The 13,837-nt window shown below is 58.0% G+C and carries 15 protein-coding genes; 13 read left to right on the top strand and 2 right to left on the bottom strand.

Translation table 11 applies throughout. The features are described from left to right. Window positions 1–158: 158 nt before the first annotated feature. Window positions 159–2,534 (top strand): ribonuclease R, encoded by a 2,376-nt coding sequence (gene rnr / locus H559_RS21090; RefSeq protein WP_081413137.1) that lies wholly within the window; start codon window positions 159–161, stop codon window positions 2,532–2,534. Here the strand turns inward: rnr and H559_RS0117595 are convergent. Next, window positions 2,531–2,872 (bottom strand): hypothetical protein, encoded by a 342-nt coding sequence (locus H559_RS0117595; RefSeq protein ID WP_162143349.1) that lies wholly within the window; start codon window positions 2,870–2,872, stop codon window positions 2,531–2,533. The genes rnr and H559_RS0117595 overlap by 4 nt on opposite strands. 85 nt (window positions 2,873–2,957) lie before the next feature. Here H559_RS0117595 and H559_RS0117600 point away from each other — a divergent pair, with 85 nt between their 5' ends. Genes H559_RS0117600 through H559_RS0117610 form a run of 3 tightly spaced genes read left to right on the top strand, consistent with a single transcriptional unit; the run spans window position 2,958 to window position 4,463 of the window. Then, window positions 2,958–3,317 carry a hypothetical protein gene (locus H559_RS0117600; protein WP_028453760.1) on the top strand — a complete coding sequence of 120 codons (360 nt, stop codon included), beginning with the start codon at window positions 2,958–2,960 and terminating at the stop codon, window positions 3,315–3,317. A 15-nt stretch (window positions 3,318–3,332) separates the two neighbouring features. Beyond that, on the top strand, window positions 3,333–4,049 hold the full coding sequence (locus H559_RS0117605) for an SIMPL domain-containing protein (RefSeq protein ID WP_028453761.1): 717 nt from the start codon (window positions 3,333–3,335) through the stop codon (window positions 4,047–4,049). A 12-nt stretch (window positions 4,050–4,061) separates the two neighbouring features. Then, window positions 4,062–4,463, top strand: coding sequence for a protein YgfX (locus H559_RS0117610; protein WP_028453762.1), 402 nt, complete (start codon window positions 4,062–4,064; stop codon window positions 4,461–4,463). 56 nt (window positions 4,464–4,519) lie between these two features. Here the strand turns inward: H559_RS0117610 and nadB are convergent, their stop codons facing one another. Continuing rightward, the gene (gene nadB / locus H559_RS0117615; protein WP_028453763.1) at window positions 4,520–6,133 is read right to left on the bottom strand and encodes an L-aspartate oxidase; all 1,614 of its coding nucleotides are present in this window, start codon (window positions 6,131–6,133) and stop codon (window positions 4,520–4,522) included. Between the two features lie 161 nt (window positions 6,134–6,294). On the opposite strand from nadB, the gene rpoE reads away from it, so the two are divergent. From rpoE to H559_RS0117660, 9 genes are all read left to right on the top strand, one after another. Further along, the gene (gene rpoE, locus H559_RS0117620) at window positions 6,295–6,921 is read left to right on the top strand and encodes an RNA polymerase sigma factor RpoE (RefSeq protein ID WP_028453764.1); all 627 of its coding nucleotides are present in this window, start codon (window positions 6,295–6,297) and stop codon (window positions 6,919–6,921) included. A gap of 15 nt (window positions 6,922–6,936) precedes the next feature. After that, window positions 6,937–7,455, top strand: a complete 519-nt coding sequence (locus H559_RS22040) for a sigma-E factor negative regulatory protein (protein WP_028453765.1) — start codon at window positions 6,937–6,939, stop codon at window positions 7,453–7,455. 15 nt (window positions 7,456–7,470) lie between these two features. Next, entirely contained in the window at window positions 7,471–8,442 is a 972-nt protein-coding gene (locus tag H559_RS0117630) for a MucB/RseB C-terminal domain-containing protein (RefSeq protein WP_028453766.1), read from the top strand. A gap of 14 nt (window positions 8,443–8,456) precedes the next feature. Next, on the top strand, window positions 8,457–8,942 hold the full coding sequence (locus H559_RS22445) for a SoxR reducing system RseC family protein (protein ID WP_081413139.1): 486 nt from the start codon (window positions 8,457–8,459) through the stop codon (window positions 8,940–8,942). Between the two features lie 10 nt (window positions 8,943–8,952). Next, window positions 8,953–10,353, top strand: a complete 1,401-nt coding sequence (locus tag H559_RS21100; protein WP_245579403.1) for a DegQ family serine endoprotease — start codon at window positions 8,953–8,955, stop codon at window positions 10,351–10,353. Then, window positions 10,346–10,600, top strand: coding sequence for a glutaredoxin family protein (locus tag H559_RS0117645; RefSeq protein ID WP_028453768.1), 255 nt, complete (start codon window positions 10,346–10,348; stop codon window positions 10,598–10,600). The genes H559_RS21100 and H559_RS0117645 overlap by 8 nt, the downstream gene beginning before the upstream one ends. A gap of 69 nt (window positions 10,601–10,669) precedes the next feature. After that, complete coding sequence (gene lepA, locus H559_RS0117650; protein WP_028453769.1) at window positions 10,670–12,463, top strand: translation elongation factor 4; 1,794 nt, start codon at window positions 10,670–10,672, stop codon at window positions 12,461–12,463. 15 nt (window positions 12,464–12,478) lie between these two features. Further along, window positions 12,479–13,438, top strand: a complete 960-nt coding sequence (lepB, locus tag H559_RS0117655) for a signal peptidase I (RefSeq protein WP_028453770.1) — start codon at window positions 12,479–12,481, stop codon at window positions 13,436–13,438. A 12-nt stretch (window positions 13,439–13,450) separates the two neighbouring features. Next, window positions 13,451–13,813 (top strand): DUF4845 domain-containing protein, encoded by a 363-nt coding sequence (locus H559_RS0117660; RefSeq protein WP_028453771.1) that lies wholly within the window; start codon window positions 13,451–13,453, stop codon window positions 13,811–13,813. Window positions 13,814–13,837: the final 24 nt, after the last annotated feature.

Raw genomic sequence — 13,837 nt, forward strand, 5'->3', positions numbered from 1 at the left:
GAGAAGACTCGAACTTCCACGCCCTTGCGAGCGCTAGGACCTGAACCTAGTGCGTCTACCAATTCCGCCACCTGGGCTCTTCAACTAAGCTACAATTCGCTTGCGCGTCCTGCAGTGCATTGCTTAGAGGACGCGAATTATTGAGAAAAGCAGAGACAATGTCAATCAAAAAAGAAAAGAAATTTACCGAAGAAAAAACCGCCGTCCCGGCGCCGCGTCGCAGGGCCAGAAAAATCAATGCCTTGCGTGCACAGGATCCTTTCCTCGCCCGCGAGCGCGAGCGGTATGAAAATCCGCTGCCATCCCGTGAATATGTGCTGCAACTGCTGGAAGAAGCAGGGGCGCCGCTGTTTGTCGAAGACCTGGCCCGCCAGCTGGGCATCAACGAAGAAGAAAGCCTGCCCTTCGAGCGCCGCCTGCGGGCGATGGAGCGTGAAGGGCAGCTGATGATCAATCGCAAGGGGGCGCTGTGCATCCCGGCCAAGATCGACCTGATTGCCGGACGCGTGCAGGGGCATGCAGACGGGTTTGGTTTTCTGGTGCCCGATGATGCGTCGGAAGACCTGTTCCTTGGTCCCAAGGAAATGGCCAAGGTGCTGCATGGCGATCGCGCGCTGGTACGCCAGATCGGTGTTGATCGCCGCGGACGCCGCGAGGGCACGATTGTCGAAGTGCTTGAGCACGTCAATTCGAAGCTGGTTGGCCGTTTCCGTGCCGAGCGCGGCATTTTCTATGTGACTGCCGAAGACAAGCGTATCAGCCAGGAAATCCTGATCGAGCCGAAAGGCTCGATGGGGGCTACCGTTGGCCAGGTCGTGATGGTCGAGTTGCTTACGCAGCCGGCGCGCTATACACAGCCGGTCGGCAAGGTAATCGAAATTCTGGGTAACTATGCCGATCCGGGCATGGAAATCGAAATCGCCCTCAGAAAGCACAATCTGCCGCATGTCTTCAGCGACGAAGCGCTGGCTCAGGCTGAAAAAACGCCGGCCAAGGTCATGAAAAAGGACTGGAAGGCTGTGCATGGTACGGTCGAGCGCGAGGATCTGCGCGAGCTGCCGCTGGTGACCATCGATGGCGAGACGGCACGCGATTTTGACGATGCCGTGTATGCGGAAAAATCCGGCAAGGGCTGGCGGCTGGTTGTGGCGATTGCCGACGTCAGTCATTACGTTCAGCCCGGCGATGCGCTGGATCACACTTCGATCGAGCGCGGCAATTCGGTGTATTTTCCGCGTCGCGTGATTCCGATGCTGCCCGAACAGCTGTCCAACGGCATCTGCTCGCTCAATCCGGATGTCGAGCGCCTGTGCATGGTCTGCGACATGAAGGTGTCTGCCAAGGGGGAGATCAAAAAGTACCGCTTCTATCCGGCGGTGATGCAGTCGAAAATGCGCTTTACCTATACGCGCGTCTGGTCGCTGCTGCAGGATGCTGCTGACGCCAGCAAGGCCGAGAAGAAGCTGCTGCCGCATCTGCAGGACCTGTATGCACTGTTCCAGTCCTTTGCCAAGGCTCGTACCATCCGTGGCGCCATCGATTTCGAGACAACCGAAACCGAGATGCGCTTCGATGACAACGGCAAGATCCGCGAAATCGTACCGGTGGTGCGTAACGATGCCCACAAGCTCATCGAAGAATGCATGCTGGCGGCCAACGTGTCGGCGGCGGACTATCTGATCAAGAACGAACATACCGTGCTGTTCCGTGTGCATGAAGGTCCGACCCCGGAAAAGCTCGCCTATCTGCGCGAATACCTGCGTACCTGCGGGTTGACGCTGGGTGGCGATGAAGACCCGCAGGCAGGTGATTACGCCGAGCTGCTGCAAAAAATCAAGCTGCGGCCCGATGCCGAGCTGCTGCAGACCATGCTGCTGCGCAGTCTGCAGCAGGCCGTCTATACGCCGGCGAATGCCGGCCACTTCGGTCTGAGTTACGAGGCCTACGCCCATTTCACCTCGCCGATTCGCCGTTATCCCGATCTGCTGGTGCATCGTGCCATCAAGGCCGTGCTTGCCGGCAAGAAGTACAAGCCAGCCATGAAATGGGAGGCGCTGGGTATCCAGTGCTCGATGACCGAACGCCGTGCGGATGACGCCAGCCGTGATGTGGCGGCCTGGTTGAAGTGCTACTACATGCAGGACAAGGTGGGCGAGGTCTTCGAGGGAGTGGTGTCCGCTGTGACCAGCTTCGGCATGTTTGTACTGCTCGACAATGTCTATGTCGAGGGACTGGTGCACGTATCCGAGCTGGGATCGGATTATTTCCATTACGACGAAGCACGCCGAGAGTTGCGCGGTGAACGCAGCGGGCAGGTCTACCGCATGACCGACCGCCTGAAGGTCAAGGTGGTGCGTGTCGATCTGGAAACCAGCAAAATCGATTTTACGCTTCTTGAAGAGCGGGCCTCAGCCAAGGCTGACACCGGGCAGGGCAGGCGTCCGGCCGTGGTGCGTGAAGGCAGGAAAACTGCCGCCCCGGCTCAGCGTGAAACGGCAGTTGCCCGCAAGAAGCGCAGCTCTGGTAGGCGCTAGGCTCGGTCGAGCTTGAGTGTGCGGCGCAAGAGATTGCGTTGTATCTCGTCAAGCTCGGTGATCTGGATGAACAGGCGGAATTCGCTGATGTTACCGACAAGGGTCTGACTGCTGATCTGGATCTTGCAGTCCAGATAGCAGCGTCCCTTGCGGTCAGGATCCGGCATATCAATGTAAAGGCGGGCGGTTCTGGCGGCAATGCTCTGCGGAAACAGTGCGACGGCATGTTTTTCGCTGATGTCACTGATGCGGCCATGGATGGGCTGTTGCGAATCTTGCGGCACGATGGCTGCCCGCCAGTTGACTGGCCGGCTCTGCGGGGAAGGGTTATTACTCATCATTGGATCGGTGCGGCCTTGTGGCCAGACAGGGTGTGCCGTGCTGGGTTACTATCTGGTGCTGATTTTACCGGAGATTAATGACATGTTTATTGTTGACCGTTCCGCCGCCATCCTGCGTCCGAAGCAGGCCTTTCTGGACTGGCTGAACCAGTTGCCCGGCAATGATGTGGTGCTGACTCTGGACGAAATCCGCAGCGATTGCACGGTGGTCATGATCCCGGAGGCACGCGAGCCGGAAGACGGGATTGCCTTCATCGACGACATTGCCGAAAAATTGTTCGAGATGGAGCTGGCATCGTGGGTGAGCGATGAAGAGCTCTGGCCGCCCAAGCGTAATCTGAAGCTGTTCTGGGAATGGTTCGATGTGGAAATCCATCTTGGTGTGATGGATGCGGTTTCCGATGAAATTCACAACACCCCGTCCGATCACGCGTATCACTAGAAAAGGAGAAGGCTTGTGCGACTGATTCGTTCTTGCACTGGCGGCGTACTGCTGCTGGCGCTGGCTGCCGGTGCTGCAGCAGCTGAAGCGCCGCTTTTCAATGTCGTGAATTTTGAAACCACAGTGGCGCAGTCGGTCGAAAACGACCAGGCGCTGGCAACGCTTTTTGTGGAGAGCAGCGACACCGATCCGGGCAAGCTGGCTGAGCGCATCAACAAGACGCTCGCCCAGGCGCTGGAGCGAGTGAAAACAGTGTCGCAGGTGCAGTCGCGCGGCACGGGTTACAGCACTTACCCGCTCTACAACAACAAAACTGGCAAGCAGGAAGGCTGGCGCAGCCGTGGCGAACTGCGCATCGCGTCGAGCGATTTTGCCGCCCTGTCACGGCTGGTGGGCGAACTGCAGAAACCGCAGGCCACCGGCCTGTCGCTGCAGCTTGATTCGGTAACGTATGGTGTGTCGGACGAAGTGCGCCGCAAGACCGAAGACATACTGATCGAAGAAGGCCTGCGGCAGTTCCGCCAGCGTGCCGCACTGATGCAGCGCAGCCTGCAGGGCAAGGACTGGAAGCTGCTGAACGTCAATGTGAATACCGGCGGCATGGCGCCACCAATGCCGGTGCGTGCCATGTACAAGGCTGCTGCAATGGCGGCCGAGGCCGCTCCGCCGCCGATGGAATCCGGGGAGTCGCGCATGACCGTGCAGGTGTCGGGCGCGATTCAGGTCGAGTAATTCCGTGCTCGCGTGACGCCGCCTGATCTGTTGCTGCGTCCTTCCCGGCTGGCAGTCTGCTGGTGGGGCGGGACGCATGCACTGGCCGTGTTGTGCTGTGCGGTCTTGCCGTGGCCGGCGGCACTGACCGGGGCGGCCGTGCTGGCTGTACATGCGTTCTGGCGTCGTCCGGGGGCGCCCGCGTTGCGCTGCCTGCGTGTCACGCCGGATGGCATTGCGCTGTGTGACGAACAGGGCAACAGCCGCATCATGCAGCTGAACCCTGCTACCAGGGTGACGGCCATGCTGACCGTGCTGGTGTTGCATGATGCCGGTGGCCAGCAGCGGGTTGTGCTCTGGGCTGATTCTGCCTCGCCCGATGCGCTGCGTCAGTGGCGCATCTGGCTGCTCTGGTGTGCAGACCGTTCTCGATAATCTATGGGTATAGCCCTGAAGCCATTTTTATAAAAGGGCTGCAGGGCTATACATATCTACCTATTTCCGGTTTTGCGGGCAAGTAACGGGGGAGAAAGCAGCGTTGGTCGTGCCTCGGCGTTGCTGTCCGGATAATCACGGCTGAAATGCAGGCCGCGGCTTTCCTTGCGTGCCAGCGCGCAGTGCACGATCAGTTCGGCGGTCTGCACCAGATTGCGCAGTTCGATCAGGTCGTTGCTGACGCGGAAATGGCTGTAGAACTCGTTGATTTCACGCTGCAGCAGGTCGATGCGGTGCAGTGCGCGTTCCAGTCGCTTGTTGGTGCGGACAATGCCGACATAATCCCACATGAAGCGCCGCAGCTCGTCCCAGTTGTGTGAAATCACCACTTCCTCGTCGGCGTCGCTGACACGGCTTTCATCCCATTCCGGTGCACAGGGTAGGGTGACTGGGGCTTGCTTCATGATGTGTGCTGCTGCCGCTTTGCCAAGTACCATGCATTCCAGCAGGGAGTTGGATGCCAGACGGTTGGCGCCATGCAGGCCGGTGTAGGCCACTTCGCCGATGCCGTAAAGTCCGGCCAGATCAGTACGACCGTCCATGTCGGTGACCAGTCCGCCGCAGGTGTAGTGCGCGGCAGGGACAACCGGAATACCCTGCTTGGTGATGTCGATGCCGAGTTCGAGACAGCGCTGGTAGATGGTTGGAAAGTGTTCCTTCACGAATGCGGCAGGCTTGTAGGAAATATCCAGATAAACGCAGTCGTAACCGCCTTTCTTCATTTCAAAATCGATGGCCCGGGCGACAATATCGCGCGGTGCCAGTTCGGCGCGTTCATCGTGCTGTGGCATGAAGCGTGTGCCATCCGGCAGGCGCAGGATGCCGCCTTCGCCGCGTACCGCTTCGGAAATGAGGAATGATTTGGCGTGCGGGTGATACAGACAGGTGGGGTGGAACTGGATGAATTCCATGTTCGCAACGCGGCAGCCCGCGCGCCAGCCCATGGCAATGCCGTCCCCGGTGGAAACATCCGGATTGGTGGTGTAGAGATACACCTTGCCGGCGCCTCCGGTGGCCAGCACGGTGTGCTGGGCAAGCATGGTTTCGACGCGATCGGCATTCTTGTCGTAGATGTAGGCGCCATAGCAGCGGTTTTCCTCGGCGCGGCCGAGCTTCTCGCTGGTGATCAGATCGATCGCGATATGTTCTTCCAGTACCGTGATGTTCGGGTGCGCTGCCACCTTGCCGGCCAGGGTATCGATGACGGCTGCGCCGGTCGCGTCTGCGGCATGTATGATGCGGCGGTGGCTATGCCCCCCTTCGCGGGTGAGGTGGTAGCCCTGATAGCTGGTTTCGCCATGGTTGTCGCGGGTGAAGGGGACTCCCATCGCGATCAGCCAGTCAATGGCGGCGCGGGAGTTTTCGACGATGAAGCGGGTGGCGGCTTCGTCGCACAGGCCGGCACCGGCAATCTGGGTGTCGCGGATATGGGATTCGATGCTGTCGGCGTTGTCCAGCACGGCAGCAATCCCGCCCTGTGCCCAGCCGCTGCCGCCATCGCGCAGCGCCCGCTTGGTGACGAGCGCAACCTGATGGCGCTCGGCCAGCTGCAGGGCCATGGTCATTCCGGCAAGGCCGGAGCCGATAATCAGGATGTCAGAACTGCGCATGGGCGTTGGTCCGGTATGGTGCGGAGGAGGGCGATTCTAGCACTTGCCGGGCGGCCGCGCGGCGGCCGGCTGACAATTGCCCGGCACCTCTTGCAAAATGAGCTTGCCAGCCTTATCTAGTCATCTATTGTTTGCAACCTGATGGTATTCAGCAGAATTCGATGGAGCCCCTCAATCCCTCCGCCCCGTCACCCAGAGAAACGGACCAGCTGCTTGTCGAGCGTGCACAGTCCGGGGACAAGCGCGCGTTCGAGCTGCTGGTTGTCAAATACCAGCGTAGAATCGCGCGTCTGTTATCCCGTCTGATCCGCGATCCGGCAGAAATCGAAGATGTAACGCAGGAAGCGTTCATCAAGGCTTACCGTGCTTTGGGAAATTTCCGTGGCGAGAGTGCGTTCTATACCTGGCTTTACCGTATCGCGCTCAATACGGCCAAGAACTATCTGGCTGCACAGGGGCGCCGCCCCAGCCTGATCGGTGATGTGGCCGATGAAGATGGCGAGACACTCGACGCTGCGGCATTAGTACCTGACCACCACACGCCGGAAACGGAACTCGCCAACCGGCAGATTGTCACAACGGTGAATGAGGCCGTGTCGGCTCTGCCTGAAGAGTTGCGAACTGCGATTACCCTGCGCGAGATGGAAGGGCTGTCGTATGAAGAAATCGCCGCAATGATGGATTGTCCGATCGGCACCGTGCGCTCGCGGATTTTCCGTGCGCGCGAGGCGATTGCGACACGCTTGCGCCCGCTGCTGAGTGTGGTTGGCCGTGACAAGCGCTGGTGAACAAGGATGGTAAAAATGAGTGCCAAGCTGACTGCTGAAGAACAACTTTCCGCGTTGATGGATGGCGAGCTGGCTGAAGCCGAAGCCCGCCGCGTGCTGGCGGAGCTGCAGGCGTCGCCCGCCCTGCAGGTATCCTGGTATGAATGGCATATGCAGCAGGATAGTCAGCATGGCCATCCCCTGCTTTCACCCGGTTTCATGAGCGGGTTTTCAGCGCGGCTGAGTGCTGAGCCGGTCGTGGTGGCCCCTCAGCGTCTGCGTCCTGCACGAACCGGTCGTCGTCTTCTGGTGCCCCTGACTGCGGCCGCCTCGGTTGCCTTTCTGGGGGTCGCGCTGTGGCAGGGTCTTTATCGCAGTGCTGTGCCGGTGCAGGCGCCGCTGGCTGCCGTATCGCAGCCAGCTCCCGCCACTGTGGTCGCCCAGGTCGATGTCGACGCGGTGCGCGCGTATCTCGCCGCCCACCGCGAGGCGGCAAACAATCCGCTCAATGGTGGCGAGCCGCTGCAGGTCGCCCTGCAGCCTGAATCGAAGTAATTGCCGTAAAGCGTGATGATGATTCGTAACCCCTTATATCTGTTGGGCGTCCAGTTGCTGCTGGCAACCTCGTTGCATGCTGCCGACTTTCTATCGCCAGCCGAGGCGACCCGCCTGATCGAGCGCGCCAACCAGGCCGCGCAGCAGACGTCCTACCAGGGCGTGTTCATGCACCAGCATGACGACATGGTTGAAAGTTTCCGGATCATCCAGCTGGTCGAAGGCGGCTCCGAGCAGGAACGCTGCGAGTCACTGGATGGTCCGACCCGGGAGTATGTGCGTACGGGCGCTCAGTACCATATGTTCCATGAAGATACCCCACTGAATCTGGTTCTTGATCGTGCAGCTACATCGCGCTTTTTTCCTCGACTGACCCACCGGGTCGGCGATGTGCTTGCTAGCTACCAGCTGCGCAAACTGGGGCGGGATCGGGTTGCAGGGCTGGAGGCCGACGTCTATCAGCTTGAGCCCCGCGACGGACTTCGCTATCCCCATCGCTTGTGGATCAATGAGGCCAGCGGACTGCTGCTGAAGAGCATGATGCTTGGCGCTCAGCGTGAGCCGGTTGAAACCTATACATTCGTGCAATTGCGCCTCGGTGGCGGCTTTGACAAGAAACTGCTGAAGCCTGTGAATCCGGTTCATCCGGTCCTGCTCGACTCCAGCGTGGGCAAGCCCCTGCAGGGCGGACTGGAAAGCCAGTGGCAGATCCGTGATTTGCCGCCCGGTTTTGTTCTGCAGAAACAGATTGTGCGAACGCCGCAAGGCGACAAGGGGCGCAAGGTTCAGCATCTGGTCTACAGCGATGGCCTGGTGACTGTTTCCGTATTCCTTGACCCTTCTGTGGTTCAGCTTGCTCCTGGGTTGGCAAGGCAGGGCTCCCTGCACTTTTTCGTGCGGCCATTGCCGCGGCAAACGGTAACTGTACTCGGCGAGGTGCCGGCTGAAACCGTGAAGGCATTTGCTGCCGCCTTTACCCCCCGCTAGCGAGTTCTTCATTCATGATCGAAACAGAAGCCCAGGTCAGCCGTGCCGAGCAGGATTACGCATGGGTTGTCATTCGCCCTCATTCCCCGTGCGGGCATTGCGACCCGGTAACCGGGTGCAAGTCAGTGGCCATCAGTCGGATGTTCGGTAGCGCTCAGCAAGAATTCCGTGTGCGAAACAGCGTGCACGCGCAGGCTGGCGATCTGGTGCATGTGGCCGTGCCGGAGCAGACCTTGCTGCGCAGTGCCTTGTGGGCTTACGGCGTGCCCCTCTTGTTGCTGCTGCTTGGCGCGATGCTCGGAAGGCTTGGTGGTCAGGAGTGGATGGCCATGCTGGGGGCCGGGCTTGGGCTGATGGCGGGTTTTCTGGTTTTGCGGCTCCTGCGACATGCGCAGTCCGGGCTTGAGCCGCATATCGTCAGCAGGGCAGGTTCCTGCGATGCGTCGCCAGGCGGCTGTGCTGTGCGCTGTGGTGGCGATTCGGGTTGCGCAAAACATTAAGAGGATAACGATGCTGAAAACGTTTTTTTCCGGGCTGCTGCTGGCTGGCCTGTTAGGAACTGCTCAGGCTGCATCTGCAGCGTCCTTGCCCGATTTTGCCCAGCTGGCAGAGAAAGAGGGGCGCGCCGTTGTTAATATCGCGGTCAGCGGTACCCGCAAGGTCAATGATGCCTTTGGCGACAATGACGATGCTTTCGAGCTGTTCCGGCGCTTCGGTTTGCCTTTGCCGCGAGGTGGTCAGATGCAGGAGCGCCCCGTGCAGGGAATCGGCTCCGGTTTCATCATTGATGCTAATGGCTACATCCTGACCAATGCGCATGTGATTGCCGATGCGGACGAAATCACGGTCAAGTTGACCGACAAGCGCACCTTCAAGGCCAGGGTCGTTGGCTCGGATGCGCGTACCGATGTGGCGCTGCTGAAAGTGGATGCCAGCAATCTGCCCAAGGTCAGCATTGGCGACCCGGCCAAGGCGCGCGTCGGGGAGTGGGTGCTTGCAATCGGGCAGCCTTTCGGTCTCGATAACACGGTGACGGCGGGGATTATTTCGGCCAAGGGACGTGATCTGCCCAACGAGAATTTTGTACCTTTCATCCAGACGGATGTGGCGATCAATCCCGGGAATTCCGGTGGTCCGCTGTTCAATATGGCGGGTGAGGTTATTGGCATCAACTCCCAGATATTCAGCCGGTCCGGCGGCTATATGGGTCTGAGCTTTGCGATTCCCATCGATGTTGCCATCAAGATCTCCGATGAACTCAAGTCGACTGGCAAAATAACTCGTGGCCGGATCGGGGTCGGTATCCAGGATATGAACGAGGAGCTTGCCCGCAGTTTCGGGCTTGCCAAAGAGGGTGGTGCCCTGCTGATTGCGATCGACAAGGATGGCCCGGCTGACAAGGCTGACTTGCGGGTGGGAGATATCATTCTCAAGGTCAATGGCCAGGCTGTGACGCGTTCGGCTGATCTCTCGCGGATGATTACGGCGCTGAAGCCGGGCAGCAAGGCCGTGCTAGGCATCTGGCGCGACAAGAGTGCCCGCGAGGCCGTTGTGACCGTCGGCGCGATGGAAGGCGCTGACAAGGGGAATCCGCGCGAATATCGCGGCAAGCAGCAGGGCGATGCCGAGCGTTTCGGCCTCTCCCTGGTCGAACTCAATGCCCGCCAGTTGCAGCAGCTGGGTATCAAATATGGAATCGGTGTTCGTGGTGTAAGCGGACAGGCTGCAAAAGCTGGCTTGCAGGCAGGTGATGTGCTGACCGGAGTTGGCGGCCAGGATTTGCAGAGTGTGATCCAGCTGCGGCAGGCACTGCAGGCTCTCAAGCCAGGCGAGGCCGCGCCTTTGCGCGTCTTGCGTGACGGACGCCCGTTCTTTGCCTCAATCGTCGCTCCGGAAAAAAAGGATGACTGATGCGTGCCGGCCTTTGCTGCGCGTGTACGGGCATGCCTATTGCAGTCTCTGCAAGGAAATGCTTGCTGCATTGCGGCAATGGCCGGAGCCCCTGCAGGTCGAGTGGGTCGACATCGAAGGCCACAATGATCTCGAATCCCGCTTTGGCGAGCTGGTTCCAGTGCTGTGTGGCGAAGACGGGGTGACTATCTGCCATTATCACCTTGATTCGCTTGCGCTTGATGCCTATCTGGCCGATTTCCGTTAGAATCGCGGCGACCGATTTTGCCTGGGGCACGCTTGGCGTGCCCTTTTTTCGTAAGCGTTGACAGGTTTCATGGATCACATTCGCAACTTCTCCATTATTGCCCACATTGACCACGGCAAATCTACCCTTGCCGACCGGTTCATCCAGTTCTGCGGCGGCCTCGAGCTGCGTGAAATGAGCGAGCAGGTGCTCGATTCGATGGATATCGAAAAAGAGCGCGGCATTACCATCAAGGCGCAGACTGCCGCGCTGCAGTACAAGGCGCGTGACGGCAAGGTTTATAACCTGAACCTGATTGACACTCCGGGGCATGTGGATTTCAGCTACGAAGTGAGCCGTTCGCTGGCGGCCTGCGAAGGCGCCCTGCTGGTCGTCGATGCGTCGCAGGGGGTGGAGGCGCAGACGGTTGCCAACTGCTATACCGCTATCGAACAGGGAGTCGAGGTTCGTCCGGTGCTGAACAAGATCGATTTGCCGGCCGCCGAGCCCGAGCGGGTTGCGCAGGAAATCGAGGACATTATCGGTATCGAGGCGATCGAGGCGGTGCGTGCATCGGCCAAGAGCGGCATCGGCATCGAAGACATCCTGGAAGAGGTGGTCAACAAGATTCCTCCGCCCAAAGGCAATCCGGATGGCCCGCTGAAGGCGCTGATTGTTGATTCCTGGTTTGACAATTATGTTGGTGTCGTCATGCTGGTGCGCGTGGTTGATGGCGAATTGCGCGTGAAGGACAAGATCAAGTTCATGGCGACCAAGGCCGAGTTTCTCTGTGAACAGGTTGGCGTCTTTACGCCCAAGTCGGTCCAACGTGAGTCACTGAAGGCTGGCGAGGTGGGCTTTGTTATTGCCGGTGTGAAAGAAATTGTCAGCGCCAAGGTTGGCGATACGATCACCTTGGCCAAAAATCCGGCCAGCGAAGCTTTGCCTGGCTTCAAGGAAGTGAAGTCTCAGGTGTTTGCCGGCCTGTATCCCGTTGAGAGCCATGACTACGAAGCGCTGCGCGACAGTCTTGAGAAACTCAAGCTCAATGATGCTGCTCTCCAGTATGAGCCAGAGGTCTCCCAAGCGCTGGGTTTCGGTTTCCGTTGCGGCTTTCTCGGACTGCTGCATCTTGAAATCGTGCAGGAACGTCTTGAGCGCGAATTCGATATGGATCTCATCACTACGGCGCCAACCGTGGTGTACGAACTGGTGATGAAGGATGGCTCGGTCGTACAGATCGAAAATCCGTCCAAGCTGCCAGATCCCAGCAAGTACGAGGAAGTCCGTGAGCCCATCATCACCGCGACAATTCTGGTTCCGCAGGATTATGTCGGACCGGTAATGACGCTGTGCAACCAGAAGCGCGGAATGCAGGTCAACATGCAGTACATGGGCCGGCAGGTTTTGCTGACCTATGACATGCCGATGGCCGAAGTGGTCATGGATTTCTTTGACAAGCTGAAATCAGTCAGCCGTGGTTATGCTTCGCTGGATTACGAGTTCAAGGAATTCCGTACCGGTGATCTGGTCAAGCTGGATGTCTTGGTGAATGGCGAGCGGGTGGATGCCTTGAGCCTCATCGTCCACCGGGCAACGAGCATTTATCGTGGCCGCGAGCTGATCAGCAAAATGCGCTCACTGATTCCGCGGCAGATGTTCGATATTGCGGTACAGGCTGCGATTGGCAGTCAGATCATCGCGCGCGAAACGGTGAAGGCCATGCGCAAGGATGTGCTGGCCAAGTGCTATGGTGGCGATATTACCCGCAAGAAAAAGCTGCTGGAAAAGCAGAAAGCAGGTAAAAAACGCATGAAGCAGGTTGGCAATGTAGAAATTCCGCAGGAGGCGTTCCTTGCCATTCTGCAGGTATCGGACAAGTAAGCCTAGGGAGCTGCAATGAACTGGTTGTTGATTGGTGCCGTACTGTTGGTGGTGGCGCCTGTCCTGATAAGTATCGGGCATAAGCAGGAACGAGTGAAGAATGAACCTCCGCAGCTTGTCCAGTACGGCTATCTGGCTGGTCTTGCCGGGCTGTTTGTGCTCGCGGTTCAGTACACGACCATCGCTGCGGCATTTCTCATTTTTGTGCTGCTTTTCGGAGTCGTCTGGGCTTATGACAAGTATGTGCTCGAGAAGCGGCGAGCTCCTGAGGACTATGCGCCTGCGTGGGCGGAAATCGGGCGTGGTTTTTTTCCGGTCTTTCTGGTTGTGTTCCTTCTGCGAGCTTTTGTGGCCGAGCCTTACCAGATCCCGTCTTCCTCGATGCGGCCGGGGTTGGTGGTGGGAGACTTTATCCTCGTGAACAAGTTCGCCTATGGCTTGCGGGTGCCGGTATTGAACAATGTGTTCATTCCGGTCGGGAAGCCTGCACATGGCGATGTGATGGTGTTCCTCTATCCGGAGAACCCAAAAGACAATTACATCAAGCGCGTGATCGGTCTCCCGGGTGATACGGTTGAATACCGCAACAAGCAATTGACCGTCAATGGCAGGGCTGTGCCAAGCGAAGCGGTTGGCGATCATAGCTATATCGATGAGCGCGTGCGTGTTGCCCAGATGTACCGTGAGAAAATGGGGACGCACTTTTTCCAGGCGCTGAGGGAGTCCGATGCTCCGACGCTGGTGCTGCGCAATGTTGCAGATTTTCCCTATCGTGAAGAAAATTGCCGCTATGATGATTTAGGATTTACATGCAAGGTGCCTGATGGGCATTATTTCATGATGGGTGACAATCGTGACAACAGTGCCGATAGCCGTTACTGGGGCTTCGTTCCTGACAGAAATGTGGTGGGCAAGGCGTCTTTGGTATGGCTGAACTTCAAGGACTTAAATCGTATTGGTACTTGGATTGACTAAAAGGAGTGATGTATGTATCGGCAAGCCGGCCTTTCATTTATTGGTTTTTTAGTTGTTGGTATCTTGGTTGCTCTGCTTGGGATTTTGGCCATCAAAACCGTTCCAGCATATATGGAGTTTTTCTCTGTAAAGAAAATAATTAACACATTGGCAAAGGAGGGGGCTGGCAGTTCTCCTCAGGATATTCGCAATTCCTTTGCGAAACATGCGGACATTGAGTACATAACATCGGTTAAGCCTGATGATCTGATGGTTACTGGTTCTAGTGGCAATGTGGCTATTTCCGTGAGTTATGAGAAGGTGGTGCCTGTCGTCGGTAATATGAGCCTTCTTTTTTCTTTTGATGCTTCTTCAAATGCGAAGAACGTAGATTAATATCTTTTGAAACTAGGTTAATTC

It is taken from the genome of Chitinilyticum aquatile DSM 21506 (assembly GCF_000430805.1).
Taxonomy (GTDB): domain Bacteria; phylum Pseudomonadota; class Gammaproteobacteria; order Burkholderiales; family Chitinibacteraceae; genus Chitinilyticum; species Chitinilyticum aquatile.

Bases quoted from the DNA above. Each gene is read 5' to 3' on its own strand.
- rnr (WP_081413137.1), top strand. From the start codon at position 159: ATGTCAATCAAAAAAGAAAAGAAATTTACCGAAGAAAAAACCGCCGTC.
- H559_RS0117595 (WP_162143349.1), bottom strand. From the start codon at position 2,872: ATGAGTAATAACCCTTCCCCGCAGAGCCGGCCAGTCAACTGGCGGGCA.
- H559_RS0117600 (WP_028453760.1), top strand. From the start codon at position 2,958: ATGTTTATTGTTGACCGTTCCGCCGCCATCCTGCGTCCGAAGCAGGCC.
- nadB (WP_028453763.1), bottom strand. From the start codon at position 6,133: ATGCGCAGTTCTGACATCCTGATTATCGGCTCCGGCCTTGCCGGAATG.
- rpoE (WP_028453764.1), top strand. From the start codon at position 6,295: ATGGAGCCCCTCAATCCCTCCGCCCCGTCACCCAGAGAAACGGACCAG.
- H559_RS22040 (WP_028453765.1), top strand. From the start codon at position 6,937: ATGAGTGCCAAGCTGACTGCTGAAGAACAACTTTCCGCGTTGATGGAT.
- H559_RS0117630 (WP_028453766.1), top strand. From the start codon at position 7,471: ATGATGATTCGTAACCCCTTATATCTGTTGGGCGTCCAGTTGCTGCTG.
- H559_RS22445 (WP_081413139.1), top strand. From the start codon at position 8,457: ATGATCGAAACAGAAGCCCAGGTCAGCCGTGCCGAGCAGGATTACGCA.
- H559_RS21100 (WP_245579403.1), top strand. From the start codon at position 8,953: ATGCTGAAAACGTTTTTTTCCGGGCTGCTGCTGGCTGGCCTGTTAGGA.
- H559_RS0117645 (WP_028453768.1), top strand. From the start codon at position 10,346: ATGACTGATGCGTGCCGGCCTTTGCTGCGCGTGTACGGGCATGCCTAT.
- lepA (WP_028453769.1), top strand. From the start codon at position 10,670: ATGGATCACATTCGCAACTTCTCCATTATTGCCCACATTGACCACGGC.
- lepB (WP_028453770.1), top strand. From the start codon at position 12,479: ATGAACTGGTTGTTGATTGGTGCCGTACTGTTGGTGGTGGCGCCTGTC.
- H559_RS0117660 (WP_028453771.1), top strand. From the start codon at position 13,451: ATGTATCGGCAAGCCGGCCTTTCATTTATTGGTTTTTTAGTTGTTGGT.